The following is a 15,689-nucleotide window of genomic DNA, read 5'->3' on the forward strand; positions in this document are numbered from 1 at the left end:
AGTAGAATGCCTCATTCGTCGTCAACCAACTCCACTTCTCCATGGATTCGGATGTATTCTTCACGCTTTCGATCCAATTCTTCCCAGAGTGGCTCATCAACAGCTTTCATTGCTTCTATCTCTTTCAAGCTAATGTCAACCGCTTCATTGTAGGTTAAATGCAACAAATCTGCATGTTTTGTTTTAAATTCTTCAATGCTCAGCCATGTTTCCTTATCATCTTCGCTAATGTGACCGCCAATGGCAGAGGCTACCTCAATTGCCATGATATAAAGAGCTCGCTTATCAACCGTTAGAATATCTTTATGAGTCGTGATGATTCGTAGATAGTTTCCTTTTTCTCGTCCATCACTTTCATAGGAATCTACAAAATTTAAATTTATATCTTCATACTTAAAAGTCGCCCAAGGATCGTTGCCTACTCTAAAATCAGCCATTCCCCAACGCTCATCATTTGAAGAAAATTTATCCAAACTAACACTAAAATAGAAGTCATCATCACGTGCATAAGAAAACTCAACCTGCACTCCCTTACGTTCCTTGAACCACATTTTCCAAGGATATTCCATACAGGCTTGATAGATGTTAGTTTCGTAGTTACCTTTAAGATATAGTTTCACTCGTCGTCCTCGTCATCCAACTCCACTTCTCCATGGATTCGGATGTATTCTTCATTTCTGCGGTCATCTTCTGCCCAAACCGGGTCTCTCACATCATCCATAAACGGAATTTCCTCCAGACTCATCTCATTAGCCTGTTCATAACTCATCGATAGGATATCTTCATACCGGTTTTTAAATTCCTCCACACTTAACCAGCTCTCTTTATCATCTTCGCTAATCTGACCATCAATAGCAGTCGCAATTTCAATGGCCATAATATAGAAAGCACGTTTATCAACGGTGAGGAGTTCAAGGTGCTTAGTAGCGATTCTTAAACATTCACTTTTCTCACGAAAGTCCGACATCATAGCATCTTCGTAGTCTAGCTCTATATCTTCATATTTATGGGATAAAAAATCATATTTTATCCCTTCCTTAATCTGAACATTACTCCATCTATTATCATGCATCCACTTATTTAATTTTAAGTGGATAGAAAGTTTCTCGATTGGTAAATCTAGATACCCTGCATACGACAAGTCAGGTTCTATTCCATCTTTTTCCCCAAACCACATTCTCTTTGCTAGTTTTAAGTAATCAAACGGGATTTCTTTTGTATAGTCACCTTTAATATAAATTCTCAATCTTCTTCCTCATCGTCATAAACACGTTCGACATGGATTTTGATGTACTCTTCACGCTTCCTATCCAATTCTTCCCAGATGGGATCATCAATAGCGTCAATCGTCTGAATTTCTTCCAAACTCATCTCATTTGCTTCATCAAAAGTTAGAGATAAGATATCTTGGTGCTTTTCCTTGAATTCCTCGACTGTTAGCCATGTTTTCTTATCGTCTTCACTGATTTGTCCATTAAAGATTGTGGCAATCTCAATGGCCATGATATAGAACGCTCTTTTATCAAGAGTGAGCAGTTCAAGGTGGGTAGAAGCGATACGCAAACAGTCTCCATTTTCTCGAAAATCTGTTACATAAGCATTCTCAAATTCCAAATTTAGGTCTTCATCAATTTGTGAATAAAAACGATATTTTATCCCTTCTTGTATCGGAATACACAACCAACGTTCGTCATAATCCTGTTTATTTAGTTTTAGATGAATGGCTATATCATTCCCATCTCTGATTTGAAGAAAACCAGAATAGGAGAGAGATATACCTTCTCCTTGATAGCTTTCGAACCACATTCTCTTCGCTAGTTCTAAATAATCAAACGGAATTTCTTTGGTGTAATCGCCTTTGATATATAATTTCAATCGTCTTCCTCATCGTCATAAACACGTTCACCATGGATTTTGGTGTATTCTTCTCGAAGCCGTTCCTCCTCTTCCCATAGAGGATCTCTTACCGGTACCATTGTCTTTAATTCTTCCAAACTGATTTCAACAGCTTCATCATAAGTCAGTGAAAGAACATCCTTGTGATATTCCTTAAATTCTTCTACACTTAGCCAATTTTGCTTGCCGTCCTCGCTAATCTGACCATCAATGGCAGATGCTACTTCAGCTGCCATAATGTATAAAGCACGTTTGTCTACAGTTAAAACATCTATATGAGATGTTGCGATACGTAGATAATCTCCACGTTCTCTCCACTCTGTAATGAAAGTTTTTTCAAATTCAAGTGTTATACTCTCATATTCCAAAGACAACCAAGGATTACTAGGAATTATAAAAGGAGCCTTATCCCATCTTTCGTCAACTGAAGACCATTTGTGTAACCGAACACCAAAGTAAAAATCATCCTGTAACATAGCATCATCACCAACATTGGAGAAACTTATTTTCTTGCCATTCCGTTCCTTAAACCACATCTTCCAAACAAGCTCTCTAGTTGTGAAGTCTATTTTTTTCGTAAAATCACTTTTGATGTATAGTCTCATAAATCTGAGATATCGCCTCCATGTGCTAGTATATATTCTTTTCGACGAGTGGCTTCTTCCTCCCAAAGAGGGTCATCTACCACATCCATCATTTGAATTTCAGTCAAACTTCGTTCATTTGCTTCTTCAAAAGTTAGAGATAGAATAGCCTCGTGCTTTTTCCTAAACTCCTCGACTGTTAGCCATGTCTTCTTATTATCCTCGCTAATTTGCCCGTCAATCACCTTTGCAATCTCAAGCGCCATAATGTACATGGCGCGTTTATCAACTGTTAAAACTTCTAGATGGCTGGTTAAAATACGGAGATAGTCTCCCTTTTCATTATAATCCGTAGCGAATGCATTTTCAAACTCTATCTCAATACATTCGTCAAGATGTGAAAAGAGTCTTCGTACCCCTTCCTTTAGGGGGACACTAGACCATCTCTTATCGGCAGTGCCTTTCCTCAGGGATAAATTTACAGAAAAATCTTCTTGTAATGCATCATTGTCTCCTGCATTTGAGTAAGATACTTGCTTTTCTTCTGGAAACCACATTTTGCCAGCTAGTTCTAAATAACCATAAGGTACTCTTTTTGTATAATCGCCTTTGATGTAGAGTCTCATTCGTCCTTTTCTCTATTCTCTTTATTCCCATCCATCATATCATAATTTAATAAATAATACATGTTCATATGAAGGTATATCGTTTTAAATAGTCCACCGATAAATTTCAATGCATGCTAAAAGCCCTCAGCAATAACTGAGAGCTCAGCTGATTAGCGATAGCTAAGAGCACGTTTGATGGTCTTCCATGGTCCGAGGTCATCGGTCTGAAGGATCAGGCTCGCATAGATACGGGCAATGAGCACTGTTCCCACAATGGTAAAGAGAACTGCAATTCCCAATGAACCCCAAGCTTCAAGACCAGTCGCGTAGCCATTGATGGTACGGAATGGCATGAAGAAGGTTGAGATAAAAGGAATGTAGGAACCGATCTTTAATAAGAAGACATCACCGGCACTTCCCAAGGTGGTTACCCCAAGGAAGCTAAAGATAACTAACATCATCAGTGGCGAAATCGCTTTTCCTGAATCTTCAGGTCGTGCAACTGTGGAACCTAAGAAGGCAGAGAGCACCACATACATAAAGATCCCAAGGATAATGAAGAAGACGGTATTAAGCGAGATCGCTTCTGCTAGGTGTTGGGTAATTGGAGAGTTTGGAGCGAGAATATCCTTGACAACTGGGATATCTGCTCTAAAAATCCAAACAGCTACTAACCCAACGACATAGACAAAAATATGGGTAAAAATCACTCCGAAGAGTCCGAGCATGCGTGCGAAGAAATAGTCGGTTGCTTTGATACTAGAGAAGACCACTTCCATGATCTTGGTTCCCTTTTCACTGGCCACTTCTTGGGCTGTGATACTAGAGTAGAAGATCAAAATCATATAAAGCAGCATTCCCAGACCACCTGCAACCATGGTTTGCACCATTTTCAAGCCTTCTTTTTTCTCGTCAATTTTTTCTTTGAGAGAAACCTGTTGAGACAAGGCTGTCAGCTGCTCTTTGCTTAGATTGGCACGCGCTAGATTGATCCCTTGTTGGACCTGGCTTAATTTCGCAGTGACAAGGCTTTTCAATTCCATTTTCATGGCTTGATCACCCACATAAGTGGCTTCTAGCTGGCCATCTTTTTCATCGACCGTTAGGTAAGCAGCTGCTTTCTCATCCTTGATAGCTTTTTTAGCTGCAGCTTCATCCTTGTAGTCCAAGGTCAAGCCATCAGTTCCTTTGAGACTTTCTTTGACAGCTGGAACTTCTGTCACCAAGGCCACCTGGTTTTTGGCATCTGTAGAAGAACCTGTCAGATAACCGATTCCAATGCTCAATCCTAAAAAGAGGAAGGGACCGAAGACCATGAAGAGGAAACTCCATGATTTCACTTGTCTGATATAGGTTTCTTTCATTACGACAAACATCTGTTTCATACTTCTACTCCTGATTCAAGTTTAAAAATCTCATCAATAGTTGGGGCTTGGTGGTCAAAGGTTGCTAGGTAGCGACCCTTGGTCAAGCGGTCAAATAATTCTGGACCAGCTGACGCATCATCCAAGATCAACTTCCAAGTACCTTGCTTGGTCATGCTGACCTTGGTCACGTGTGGCAGAGCTTCTAGCTCTTCTTTGCTAAAGTCGTTAGAAACAAAGAGACGAGTCTTGCCATAGCTATTACGGACCTCTTGGACTGGCCCTGAAAGGACAACCGAACCATCACGGATCATTAGGATATCATCACACAACTCTTCGACATTGGTCATGACGTGGTCAGAAAAGATAATGGTTGCCCCACGCTCTTTTTCTTCAAAAATGACCTGCTTGAGCACTTCTGTATTGACCGGATCCAAGCCGCTAAAGGGTTCATCTAAAATGATCAATTTAGGCTCATGGATCAAGGTGATGATCAATTGAACCTTCTGTTGGTTCCCTTTTGAGAGACTCTTTATTTTATCGGTCAATTTTCCTTTTACTTGGAGTTTTTCCATCCAGGTCGGTAATTTTTCCTTGACCTCAGCAGTGCTCATTCCTTTTAAGGCAGCCAAATAGCGGACCTGCTCAAAAATCGTGAGTTTTGGCATAAGACTACGTTCTTCTGGCAAATAGCCAATTTCCTTGTAGGTTTCTTGGGTGATCGCTTTGCCACCTAGGCGAATCTCGCCACTGTAGTCCAAAAAGCGCAAGATACTGTGGAAAATAGTTGTTTTCCCGGCACCATTTTTCCCAACTAAGCCAAGGATATGCCCTTGTTGAGCTGTCAGATCTACTCCGAAGAGAACCTGCTTATTCCCAAAGCTTTTTTCTAAATTTCTAATTTCTAACATAGATGACTCCTCTACTCTTTATAATAACGTTTGGTAATCTTGTATTGTGAGACCAAGATATAGACATAAATCAGTGATACCACTACTAATGCTAACAAGATATCTGTATGGAAAGCAATGCCAACTAAGAATATCGCAATTAAGGAAATCGGTAAGATATAATTGCTTAACTTAATGATAATTTCATAGTTTTCCTCGTAGCTAATCTGCTTTTCTGCTTCATCCATCATACTCATCATAAATTCACGCACTTCCTTGGCATTGGCATTGCGGGGAATCGGTTTTCCATAAATCAGATGGAAGGTCTTGCGAAAGAAGATATCCGATAGGAAAAATAGGGCAATCAAGACAAGAAAGAGATAGAGCATGGTAAAGTCTCCAAAGATAAAAGCCATGTCCCCAGCGCCAGGTCTATCTAAGTAAACCAATTGACTATAAAAAATGACGAATAAAAAGTAGGGCAAGATCATGATGCCTTTAAAAATGGTCGCTAAGCCATATAGTTTTTTCTTCTGGATGTCATAGTGATAGGCTTCATCATCGTCTTCTATTTGGAGCATTTTTTGATGGACTTTTCTCGCGCACATCAGTAAGGTTATCGTGAGTATAAATGCGACTAAGAATAAAACTGCTGAGCCCAAAAGAAGTACTTCTTTACTAAAGAAGGATTGGATTTCTAGGGGCTTTTCGGATCCAAACATTCCTGTCAAAAAACTGATAACTCCTCCTATCAAGCCGGAAACTGTAATGATCCCTACATTTCTCCAAAAACGAAAACGGGCTGACCTTTCTTTATACTTCTTTTTCATTGTTATTCCTCTTCCTCTACTAGACTAAAAACATTTTCCACCGGTTCCTTGAATATCTGGGCGATGGTGATCGCAATGATAACCGAAGGGGTGTACTCCCCTCTCTCCAAGAGACTGATCGACTGGCGCGAGACTCCAGCTAGCTTGGCTAGCTCAGATTGGTTGAGACCATCACGCGCCCTCAGCTCTTTCAATCGATTTTTTAAAATCATGGCATCAGCCCCCTTATAGTTGAATACCTTGAATATCTTCGATACGGACTAACTTGGTTTCCCTCTGTTGTTTATGAATCACACGGGTCAGTTTGACCCAATCTTCATCGATATCTATAATTTCATACTCAAATCCAACACCATCTACTGTAACAGTGGCCGTTTGGCCTTTCAATTCTTCTAAAAGTCTAGACATGTCTTGATTTCCTTTCACTTGTTTTTCTAATCGTCTGATGCGTCTGTTCAATCCTTTTATCTTCTTTTCTGAGCTTGCATAAACGATAACCAGAAAAGGGATAAATAGAATCCATATGGCTCCCATAAGAAACCTCCCCTTCTTTCAACTAAAAACATTGTAACACTTCTTTTTCTTTTTGACAAGCATATTTGTCAAAAAAATAAAAATATTTGTCAAAAATAAAAATATGGTTGACAAGATCATTTGAGGTAAGAAATAAAAGGCCCGCATTTGCGCACCTTTTAGCGTTCCTTTTTCCATTGACAAGCTCTGTAAGAAATTTTTATAATGAAGAAAATACTACTAAGGAGGATCTACATGACGATTCGTTCAGCTCAACCAAAAGATATTCCTGCTTTGCTTGGTCTCTTAGAACAAATTCTTTCCGTTCACCACCAAGCCCGTCCCGATATTTTCAAAGAAAGTGGCGGAAAATATAGTGAAGAAGAATTGAAAAAGTTAATGACGCAAGAGCAGACACCGATTTTCGTCTACGAAAATGCGGATGACCAGATCCTAGGACATCTCTTCATCACCATTAAAGAAGTCTCTGACAATCCTGTGCTTCATCCGATAAAAACCCTCTTCATCGAAGACTTGTGTGTCGATCAAGCAGCGCGTGGACAAAAGATCGGTGATCAACTTTATCAATTCGCTGTCAGCTATGCCAAGGAAATCGGCTGCTACAACCTGACTCTTAATGTCTGGAATGACAATGAAGGAGCCCTTCGCTTCTATCAAAGACAGGGCATGAAACCTCAAGAAACGGTCATGGAAACCATCTTGTAAAATGAATTTTAAAAACCGTTGATGAGTCATCAACGGTTTTTTCTATACACATTTTAACGTACTTCTGCGTCTACTTTTTCTTCGAGAGAAGCTTGGATTTTTTCCATGTAGCGTGCAACTTCTTCATCTGTCAAGCTATCTTCTGGATTTTGGAAGGTCAAGCTATAAGCCATTGACTTCATACCAAGTCCTAGTTTTTCGCCTGAGAAGACGTCAAAGAGTTTGATATCTGTCAAACGTTTCACGCCAGCTGCTTGGATGGCATCGACCACCTCTTGGTGAGTCACTTCTGCTTTGAGGAGAAGGGCGATATCACGGCTCACAGCTGGGAATTTAGTGATTTCCACAAAGGCTGCGGCTGGTTGAAGAGCTGCTTCAATAGCAGATAAGTTCAATTCTGCCACATAGGTTTCTGGGATATCATAAGACTTAGCTGTTACAGGATGCACTTGCCCCAAGACCCCAATCACCTGGTCACCAAGTGAGAGCAAGGCTGTCCGTCCTGGGTGGAGACTCTTGATTTCTTGTGTTGCTGTATAAGTCACTTCAAGACCCAAGCGAGCAAAGAGGGCTTCCAAGATTCCCTTGGCATAGAAGAAGTCAACCGGAACAGCTGGAGTTTGGAAATCTTTTTCAGCAACTAAACCTGTCAAAGCAAAAGCAAAGCTGTTGATTTCATTTGGCAAGTCTTCTTTTGGATTGCCTTTCTGTTCAAAGACTTTTCCGATCTCATAGAGGGCCAAATCTTTGTTCTTACGCGCTACGTTGTAGGCAACTGTATCCAAAATACCTGAAACCATATTTTGACGGAGAACAGAACGGTCCACAGTCATTGGCCACATGAGCTCCGTTAAGTTGCTTGGTGCAGTCGTGAACTCCACTGCTTTTTCAGGAGTTGTCAGTGCATAAGTAATGATTTCAGTCAATCCAGCCCCTTCAGCGATAGTCCGAACTTGGCGACGCAATTTTTGAGTCGCTGTCAATTCACCGGCTGTCCCGTCATCTTTTGGAAGGGTTGCTGGTAATTTGTCATAACCATAAATTCGAGCAATTTCTTCAAAGAGGTCCGCTTCGATAGTGATGTCCCAACGGCGACGAGGAACGCTGACTGTGAAGTTTTCTGCATTTCCAGAAAGGCCAAAACCAAGACGACGGAAGACATCCTCTACATCCGCGTAGGAAAGCTCAGTACCAAGGACACGGTTAACGTCTGCAAGAGTGGAAGAAACTTCTACATCAGAAGTATCCAATTCACCTGCTGAAACAATACCTTTACGAACAGTTGCACCAGCCAATTCTGCAATCATGCTTGCAGCTGCATCAAGGGCTTCATTAACGGTTGCCACATTGATGCCTTTTTCAAAGCGAGAAGAAGATTCTGAACGAAGGTTGAGGCGACCACTAGTCTTACGGATTGATTTACCATTGAAGACAGCAGCTTCAAGGACGACACGACTAGACTTTTCAGAGATTTCTGTAGCCTCTCCACCCATGACACCGGCAAGGGCTACTGGTTTGTCAGCAACCGTAATCACGAGATCACTTGTTTCCAACTCACGCTCTTCCCCGTCCAAGGTCACCAATTTTTCACCAGCACGCGCTTCACGCACACGGATGTCATTTCCTTCAAAAGTATCCAAGTCAAAGGCATGCATAGGCTGACCAAAGTAAAGCAGGATATAGTTGGTCACGTCAACGACATTATTGATGGGACGGATGCCCTCGTTCATGAGGAGGTTTTGCAACCATTGTGGACTTGGTGCGATGGTCACATTGTCCAAGATACGAGCTGCATAATAAGGAGCCTTGTCTGTGTCAATGCTGATAGAAAGAGCATCCGCTGCAACTTGGTCTGTTTCGGTCAAGGTAAAGTCTTTGAAGTTGACAGCCTTGTCATAGATGGCTGCTACTTCGTGAGCTACCCCACGCATCGAAAGAGCATCTGCACGGTTTGGAGTGATAGAAAGCTCGATGATTTCATCATCCAAGTCTAGATAAGAGAAGACTTCCTCACCTGGGACAGCATCTTCTGGCAAGATTTGGATCCCATCTGCAAATTCTTTCGGTACAACGGAATCAGAAATGCCCAATTCACCAAGTGAGCAGATCATTCCGAGAGATTCCAACCCACGGATTTTCCCTTTTTTGATCTTGTAGTTGTCCGCGATGCGAGCACCTGGAAGAGCCACCATGACCTTGATGCCTGCACGCACATTTGGTGCTCCACAGACGATTTGACGGGCTTCTTCTTCACCCACATTAACTTGGCAGACATGAAGGTGTGTCTCTGGCACATCTTCACAAGACAAGACTTCTCCGACGACAATTTTTGAGAGACCATCAGCAGGCGATTCCACACCTTCTACTTCGATCCCTGTAGTTGACATTTTTTCAGCCAATTCTTCTGATGGCACATCCACGTCCACCAATTGTTTTAACCATTTATATGATACTAACATAATTCCGATCATAAGATCCCACTAGGTGAGATCTTCTCAATTCCTTTCTCTCAATTTGAACCCACAATTAAGCTTACGGATTCTCCTTCAAATGCTTGCGCAGCAACCAGTCTGTATCCACGGTTTCCCCTGTGATAAAGTGGTGCTCGCTAAACCGTTCAAATCCGAATTGTTTGTAAAAGTTTTGTGCCTTAAAATTTCGTTCCCAGACACCCAGCCAGGCCCAGTCAAATCCACGTTTTTGAGCCTCTTTCAAGGCAAAGGTAAACATTTCCTTGCCATAGCCCTTGCCATGATGTTCTTTTTTGACATAGATGCGCTGGATTTCAAAAGCATTGTCCATCTCTACTGGCTCTGTTTGTGCCTTACCCCAGTTAAACTTGAGAAAACCACAAATTTCCTGATGGTGATCAAGGACAAAATAGGTCTCTGATTCCGGGTCTGCCAAATCCTTTTGGATTTGCTCTAGCGATAAAACTGTCTGGTAATAATCTTCCATATCGGCATCCGAGATGTAGGGACCAAAGGTATCCCCGTAGGTTTCCACCTCTAATTCCCTTAAAATTTGAAATTCATTAGGCTTAACTTTTACTAACATGATAATTTAAATTGTTCTGAAAAACGGATATCCCCTTGATAGAAGCCACGGATATCATTGATTCCGTAACGAAGCATAGCCACACGCTCTTGACCAAGTCCAAAGGCAAATCCTGAATAAACTGTTGGGTCAATACCACTCATCTCAAGGACGCGTGGGTGAACCATACCGGCTCCCATGATTTCAATCCAACCAGTTTTCTTACATACGTTACATCCAGCTCCACCACATTTGAAGCAAGAAACGTCCACCTCAACCGATGGCTCAGTGAATGGGAAGTAAGAAGGACGCAGACGGATTTGACGTTCTGCACCAAACATCTTTTGCACGATCAATTGTAGCGTTCCTTGAAGGTCTGCCATAGAAATGTTCTTCCCAACAACCAAACCTTCGATCTGATGGAACTGGTGGCTGTGGGTCGCATCATCTGTATCCCGACGGAAAACACGCCCTGGAGAGATCATCTTCAATGGTCCCTTGCTAAAGTCATGCGCATCCATCGCCCGCGCCTGTACTGGTGAGGTATGGGTCCGAAGCAAGATTTCTTCTGTGATATAGAAGGTATCCTGCATATCCCGCGCAGGGTGATCTTTAGGCAGATTCATGCGTTCAAAGTTGTAGTAGTCTTGCTCCACTTCAAAGCCATCCACGACTTGGTAACCCATTCCGATAAAGATATCTTCGATTTCTTCACTGGTTTGGGTCAAGATATGACGGTAACCACTAGCAACCGGACGCCCTGGAAGCGTCACATCGATACTTTCGCTAGCTAGTTTAGCTTGGACTTTCTTTTCTTCCAAGAGTTTGGTTGTTTCTTCAAAAGCAGCCGTCAAGACATCGCGAGCTTCATTGACGTGTTTCCCGATAACCGGACGCATCTCAGCAGAGACATCTTTCATCCCTTTGAGGATCTCAGTCAAAGATCCTTTTTTCCCAAGGACAGAGACCCGTAGTTCTTGCAATTCTTTTTCATTTTCAGCAGAGATCTGCTTCAAAGCTGCCAGCGTTTCTTCGCGAAGCGCTTTTAATTGTTCTTCAATCGTTGACATATTTCCTCCACCATGGTCCCTCTACAGACATAGAAAAAACCACGCGCCAACACCCACATTCGGAGCGTTGACACGCGGTACCATCCGTTTTTATCTGTAAACCAGACCTTAATTTCTAAATCCTTTACGCAAGTGAATTCACTCAGCTTTCATGCAAAGAGCTTTCAGTCACGGCCCTTCTCCCTGTCGCACTTCCATTGAGATACTAGTCTTGCAGATTTCTATTCGATTACTATCTAGTTTAGCAGATTTTTTGTTAAAAAACAAGTTAGATGAGACTAATTTCAATAGACAAAGGAACAAGAGGCAGTGCATTATCTATTTACCTTGTCTGTTGCATCTGCTTTCTTCTTCAATAGAAGAGTGGCTGCTTGGTTAAAACCATCACACCAGTTATACCATTTTGCTTCATACTCATCTTGAGGTAAGATACGATGTTTTAAATCCAAAACAGAGGTTATCTTTCTTTCCTCGCAAGCTTGCGCATAGAGAGCATACAACTCATCGCCACCATCTCTATCAAGCTCAGCAGAAATCATATCCCGACCTGCCAATAAAGCCTGATAAGCCCTGTGATGCCCGTCTGTAATCAAGAAGCGATTTCCAAATGCAAGAACACTAATTGGATCTACATTGATGATGTCTGCCGACTGATCCAGCATCTGAATAGCTTGTAACTTCTTTTCTGATAAATATAGTTGGGTCGGATGAAGATCTGTTATATTAACTTCCATATCTTTCTCCTCTATCATGAGTAACAAAGCTGGTCGTGAGCACTGGTAAACATTTTTAAATATCACAATTTAAAGACCTACCAATGCTAAATTCCCCTGCCATTCTTGTGATTCGTTTCCTTTTTATTTAATGACTTGTCCAGCATCTTTCAAGACAGATTCTGGAATAGTAATGCCCAATTCATCAGCGACTTTTTTATTGATGACAGATTTTCCTTGGCTAAAGATTTCAACAGGTGTATCCGCAGGTTTTTGACCTTTCAAGATCTTCGCAGCCATTTTACCAGTTGCTACTCCAAGATCATGTTGGTCGACAACGACTGAACCAAGACCACCAGCTTCTACCATAGCTGTCGCACTTGGGAAGATTGGTTTTTTAGCTGTTTTGTTTGCTTCGACTACAGTTGAGAAGGCTGAAGCGATGGTGTTGTCAATTGGAACCCAGATGGCATCCACTTTCCCAGTCATCACAGATACTGTTGAAGCAATTTCATTTGTAGAAGGTACTGAATAAGGAACCACCTTGTAACCTGCTTTTTCAGCCAATTTTGTAAATTCTTCTACTTGCGTTTTAGAATTATCCTCACTGGTTGAGTATAGGATTCCGATTGTTTTCACGTTTGGAGTCAACTCTTTGATCAATTTCAACTGTTGCTCAGTTGGATTGTGGTCAGATACCCCAGTGATATTGCCACCTGGTTTTTTTAAATCTTTGACCAATTTAGCACCGACCGGATCGGTGATAGCACCCATGACAATTGGTTTGTCTTTGGTTGCACTAGCCAAACCTTGAGCAGATGGAGTTGCAATCCCAATCAAGACTTGGTTATCCTTGTCTACCAATTGTTTACTCATGGTCGCAACTTTGTTTTGGTCGCCTTCTGCATTGAGGAAATCAATGTCCACTTTGTCCTTGTCATAACCTTCTTCAGCTAAACCATCTTGAATCCCTTTGTAGATCAAGTCGAGCGAAGGGTGGCTGACCAACTGCAAGACCCCAACTTTAGCCTTTTCATTGCTGCTTGCTGCCTTGTTATCTTTGCCTGCTGTAGCTGAATAGATCGCTGTCCCAATGACTGCTGCTGCAATCAAACCAATAATTCCCATTAAACGTTTATTTTTCATTTTTAATACCTCTTCTATTTTTCATTTTCTTCTTTTTTTCCATCATCTAAAGACTGCGACGCCATCGTTTCTTCATATCTTTTCTCCCTTCTCATCTAAAACAAAAAACACGCCCACACATAGCAAAAGCTATGTGAGGACGTGTCATCGCGGTGCCACCTCACTTATGGGAAAAAGATAGTCTCCCCCATATCTCTGTCTTGTCTAGCAACAAGTTGCACGATAAGGTGTGCCAACCGAATTTTTATTGTTTCAAATTCATCTCATCATTAGTCCAATTTCATAAACTGCCGCTACCCACTCTCAGCAACCGTGGGCTCTCTTGAAACTTTCATTTACTACTTTTCTAATTTCTTACATTTTAAAATTTTCTTTCAAAATTGTCAATACTTTTTCTGCATTTTTTTGAAAACGTTCGCATTTTCTATTGAACAGCCCCTAGCTTCTTTCTAGGATTTCCGCACTAATTTTGATATAATTTACTAGAATAAACGCTAGAATGATGAGGAATCCCATGTCTTTTGATGGATTTTTTTTACACCATATGGTGCAAGAATTGAAGGCCGAACTATTGAGCGGTCGCATTCAAAAAATTAACCAACCTTTCGAGCAAGAATTGGTGCTCCAAATCCGAGGCAATCGGAAAAACCAAAAGCTCTTGCTCTCTGCCCATTCTGTCTTTGGACGGATTCAACGGACCCAGACCAACTTTGAAAATCCTGCCTTTCCCAATACCTTTATTATGGTTATGCGCAAATATCTTCAAGGCGCTGTCATTGAAGGAATTGAGCAAATGGAAAACGACCGGATTCTTGAAATCCGTGTCTCCAATAAAAACGAAATTGGAGATGCCATTTCTGTCAGCCTCATGATCGAAATCATGGGCAAGCACAGTAATATTATTCTCCTGGACCGCACCAGCAATAAAATTATCGAAGCCATTAAACATGTCGGCTTCTCACAAAATAGCTACCGGACCATTCTCCCTGGATCAACCTATGTAGCTCCTCCGAAAACCAACGCAGTCAATCCTTTTACAATTGGAGATGAAGCCCTCTTTGCCCTTCTTCACAAGGAAGAATTAAGCCCAAAGAACCTTCAAAAATGTTTCCAAGGTTTGGGGCGAGATACGGCTCAAGAATTGGCCAAGCGACTTGAGACGGATGAAAAATTAAAGACCTTCCGTGCCTTTTTCGAGGCACCTTCTGAGCCTCGCCTAACGACCAAATCCTTCTCGGCTATCCCCTTTGCAGATGCGACCAATCAAACCTTTGAGACACTTTCCGATCTGCTGGATAACTATTACCGAGACAAGGCTGAGCGCGATCGAGTGCAACAACAGGCCAGTGAATTGATCCGCAAGGTCGAAAACGATCTTGAAAAGAACCGGAAAAAATTAGCCAAACAAGAAGCTGAGTTAGTGGCGACCGACAATGCGGAAGAATTCCGCCAAAAAGGAGAATTGCTGACAACCTTCCTCCATCAGGTACCCAACGACCAAGACCAGGTTGTTTTGGATAATTACTATACAAATGAACCGATCACCATTCAACTTAACAAGGCCCTGACCCCCAATCAAAATGCCCAACGCTACTTCAAACGCTACCAGAAGTTAAAAGAAGCCGTCAAACATTTGACCATCCTCATTCAAGAAACCAAGGAAACCATTTCTTATCTTGAAACTGTTGAAACGGCCCTTTCTCAAGCGAGCCTGGCTGAGGTGGCAGAGATTCGTGAAGAGTTAATCCAGACCGGCTTTATCAAACGGCGCAACCGAGAAAAAATCCATAAACGGAAAAAACCAGAAAAATACCTGGCTAGTGATGGCAAAACCATCATTTTAGTGGGTCGCAATAATCTGCAAAACGATGAACTGACCTTTAAGATCGCTAAAAAAGACGAGCTCTGGTTCCATGCCAAAGATATCCCAGGCAGCCATGTCGTCATTACAGGAAATCTCGATCCGACGGATGAAGTGAAGACCGATGCCGCAGAGTTGGCCGCCTACTATTCCAAGGCCCGTCTCTCAAATCTGGTACAAGTAGATATGATCGAAGCCAAGAAACTCAATAAACCAACCGGAGGAAAACCAGGCTTTGTGACCTATACTGGCCAGAAGACTCTGAGGGTTACCCCAGAAGAAGAAAAAATCAAAGCCATGAAACTAACAGACTGATTTCAAAAATAAAAGAGAGTGGGACAGAAATCGGTAATTCGTTAGAATTCGATTTCGTCGTCCCACCTCCGCACAGTTGAGTAGGGCTGTAAAAGCTGATGAAATCAGCGTAGTAGAGCCCACTCAACCACTGCGTC

At 41.8% G+C, this 15,689-nt stretch carries 17 protein-coding genes and 1 other annotated feature; of the genes, 2 read left to right on the forward strand and 15 right to left on the reverse strand.

What is annotated here, in order from left to right:
* Positions 1-11 precede the first annotated feature (11 nt).
* From PCY11_RS09020 to PCY11_RS09065, 10 genes are all read right to left on the reverse strand, one after another.
* Complete coding sequence (locus PCY11_RS09020) at positions 12-620, reverse strand: hypothetical protein (RefSeq protein WP_003007937.1); 609 nt, start codon at positions 618-620, stop codon at positions 12-14.
* Positions 617-1,246, reverse strand: a complete 630-nt coding sequence (locus PCY11_RS09025; RefSeq protein WP_024056326.1) for a hypothetical protein — start codon at positions 1,244-1,246, stop codon at positions 617-619. Before PCY11_RS09025 ends, PCY11_RS09020 begins: the two co-directional genes overlap by 4 nt.
* Positions 1,243-1,875 (reverse strand): hypothetical protein, encoded by a 633-nt coding sequence (locus PCY11_RS09030; RefSeq protein WP_070846038.1) that lies wholly within the window; start codon positions 1,873-1,875, stop codon positions 1,243-1,245. The genes PCY11_RS09025 and PCY11_RS09030 overlap by 4 nt, the downstream gene beginning before the upstream one ends.
* Positions 1,872-2,501 carry a hypothetical protein gene (locus tag PCY11_RS09035; protein ID WP_003007942.1) on the reverse strand — a complete coding sequence of 210 codons (630 nt, stop codon included), beginning with the start codon at positions 2,499-2,501 and terminating at the stop codon, positions 1,872-1,874. The genes PCY11_RS09030 and PCY11_RS09035 overlap by 4 nt, the downstream gene beginning before the upstream one ends.
* The gene (locus PCY11_RS09040; RefSeq protein WP_049522585.1) at positions 2,498-3,106 is read right to left on the reverse strand and encodes a hypothetical protein; all 609 of its coding nucleotides are present in this window, start codon (positions 3,104-3,106) and stop codon (positions 2,498-2,500) included. The genes PCY11_RS09035 and PCY11_RS09040 overlap by 4 nt, the downstream gene beginning before the upstream one ends.
* A gap of 152 nt (positions 3,107-3,258) precedes the next feature.
* A complete protein-coding gene (locus PCY11_RS09045; RefSeq protein WP_023918604.1) occupies positions 3,259-4,473 on the reverse strand; it encodes an ABC transporter permease in 1,215 nt (404 codons plus the stop codon).
* Complete coding sequence (locus tag PCY11_RS09050) at positions 4,470-5,363, reverse strand: ABC transporter ATP-binding protein (protein ID WP_023918606.1); 894 nt, start codon at positions 5,361-5,363, stop codon at positions 4,470-4,472. Before PCY11_RS09050 ends, PCY11_RS09045 begins: the two co-directional genes overlap by 4 nt.
* 11 nt (positions 5,364-5,374) lie before the next feature.
* Positions 5,375-6,172 (reverse strand): DUF3169 family protein, encoded by a 798-nt coding sequence (locus tag PCY11_RS09055; RefSeq protein ID WP_023918608.1) that lies wholly within the window; start codon positions 6,170-6,172, stop codon positions 5,375-5,377.
* A gap of 2 nt (positions 6,173-6,174) precedes the next feature.
* A complete protein-coding gene (locus PCY11_RS09060; protein WP_023918610.1) occupies positions 6,175-6,384 on the reverse strand; it encodes a helix-turn-helix transcriptional regulator in 210 nt (69 codons plus the stop codon).
* A 13-nt stretch (positions 6,385-6,397) separates the two neighbouring features.
* Entirely contained in the window at positions 6,398-6,706 is a 309-nt protein-coding gene (locus PCY11_RS09065; RefSeq protein ID WP_024056335.1) for a hypothetical protein, read from the reverse strand.
* Positions 6,707-6,940: 234 nt separating this feature from the next.
* Between PCY11_RS09065 and PCY11_RS09070 the strand changes: the two genes are divergently transcribed.
* Positions 6,941-7,411: a GNAT family N-acetyltransferase gene (locus PCY11_RS09070; RefSeq protein ID WP_049472354.1), complete on the forward strand. Its 471-nt coding sequence runs from the start codon at positions 6,941-6,943 to the stop codon at positions 7,409-7,411.
* A 53-nt stretch (positions 7,412-7,464) separates the two neighbouring features.
* Here the strand turns inward: PCY11_RS09070 and pheT are convergent, their stop codons facing one another.
* The 5 genes from pheT to trpX all read right to left on the reverse strand — a co-directional run bounded on the left by pheT (position 7,465) and on the right by trpX (position 13,376).
* Positions 7,465-9,870, reverse strand: coding sequence for a phenylalanine--tRNA ligase subunit beta (gene pheT, locus PCY11_RS09075; protein ID WP_301362710.1), 2,406 nt, complete (start codon positions 9,868-9,870; stop codon positions 7,465-7,467).
* Positions 9,871-9,943: 73 nt separating this feature from the next.
* Complete coding sequence (locus PCY11_RS09080) at positions 9,944-10,468, reverse strand: N-acetyltransferase (protein WP_070846032.1); 525 nt, start codon at positions 10,466-10,468, stop codon at positions 9,944-9,946.
* Positions 10,462-11,517: a phenylalanine--tRNA ligase subunit alpha gene (gene pheS / locus PCY11_RS09085; RefSeq protein ID WP_070846030.1), complete on the reverse strand. Its 1,056-nt coding sequence runs from the start codon at positions 11,515-11,517 to the stop codon at positions 10,462-10,464. Before pheS ends, PCY11_RS09080 begins: the two co-directional genes overlap by 7 nt.
* Positions 11,518-11,831: 314 nt before the next feature.
* Entirely contained in the window at positions 11,832-12,251 is a 420-nt protein-coding gene (locus PCY11_RS09090; RefSeq protein ID WP_070661943.1) for a chromosome partitioning protein ParB, read from the reverse strand.
* A 123-nt stretch (positions 12,252-12,374) separates the two neighbouring features.
* Complete coding sequence (trpX, locus tag PCY11_RS09095) at positions 12,375-13,376, reverse strand: tryptophan ABC transporter substrate-binding protein (protein WP_037615563.1); 1,002 nt, start codon at positions 13,374-13,376, stop codon at positions 12,375-12,377.
* 132 nt (positions 13,377-13,508) lie between these two features.
* Positions 13,509-13,740 (reverse strand) — a binding site (T-box leader).
* Between the two features lie 150 nt (positions 13,741-13,890).
* Here trpX and PCY11_RS09100 point away from each other — a divergent pair.
* Entirely contained in the window at positions 13,891-15,552 is a 1,662-nt protein-coding gene (locus PCY11_RS09100) for an NFACT family protein (RefSeq protein ID WP_070846028.1), read from the forward strand.
* Positions 15,553-15,689 lie beyond the last annotated feature (137 nt).

The organism is Streptococcus sp. SP8, assembly GCF_030440045.1.
Lineage (GTDB): Bacteria > Bacillota > Bacilli > Lactobacillales > Streptococcaceae > Streptococcus > Streptococcus parasanguinis_I.

Excerpts from the sequence above, each read along its gene's own strand:
- PCY11_RS09070 (WP_049472354.1), top strand. The coding sequence starts at position 6,941 with ATGACGATTCGTTCAGCTCAACCAAAAGATATTCCTGCTTTGCTTGGT.
- PCY11_RS09050 (WP_023918606.1), bottom strand. The coding sequence starts at position 5,363 with ATGTTAGAAATTAGAAATTTAGAAAAAAGCTTTGGGAATAAGCAGGTT.
- trpX (WP_037615563.1), bottom strand. The coding sequence starts at position 13,376 with ATGAAAAATAAACGTTTAATGGGAATTATTGGTTTGATTGCAGCAGCA.
- PCY11_RS09065 (WP_024056335.1), bottom strand. The coding sequence starts at position 6,706 with ATGGGAGCCATATGGATTCTATTTATCCCTTTTCTGGTTATCGTTTAT.
- PCY11_RS09045 (WP_023918604.1), bottom strand. The coding sequence starts at position 4,473 with ATGAAACAGATGTTTGTCGTAATGAAAGAAACCTATATCAGACAAGTG.
- pheT (WP_301362710.1), bottom strand. The coding sequence starts at position 9,870 with ATGTTAGTATCATATAAATGGTTAAAACAATTGGTGGACGTGGATGTG.
- pheS (WP_070846030.1), bottom strand. The coding sequence starts at position 11,517 with ATGTCAACGATTGAAGAACAATTAAAAGCGCTTCGCGAAGAAACGCTG.
- PCY11_RS09100 (WP_070846028.1), top strand. The coding sequence starts at position 13,891 with ATGTCTTTTGATGGATTTTTTTTACACCATATGGTGCAAGAATTGAAG.
- PCY11_RS09090 (WP_070661943.1), bottom strand. The coding sequence starts at position 12,251 with ATGGAAGTTAATATAACAGATCTTCATCCGACCCAACTATATTTATCA.
- PCY11_RS09060 (WP_023918610.1), bottom strand. The coding sequence starts at position 6,384 with ATGATTTTAAAAAATCGATTGAAAGAGCTGAGGGCGCGTGATGGTCTC.
- PCY11_RS09035 (WP_003007942.1), bottom strand. The coding sequence starts at position 2,501 with ATGAGACTATACATCAAAAGTGATTTTACGAAAAAAATAGACTTCACA.
- PCY11_RS09080 (WP_070846032.1), bottom strand. The coding sequence starts at position 10,468 with ATGTTAGTAAAAGTTAAGCCTAATGAATTTCAAATTTTAAGGGAATTA.
- PCY11_RS09055 (WP_023918608.1), bottom strand. The coding sequence starts at position 6,172 with ATGAAAAAGAAGTATAAAGAAAGGTCAGCCCGTTTTCGTTTTTGGAGA.
- PCY11_RS09040 (WP_049522585.1), bottom strand. The coding sequence starts at position 3,106 with ATGAGACTCTACATCAAAGGCGATTATACAAAAAGAGTACCTTATGGT.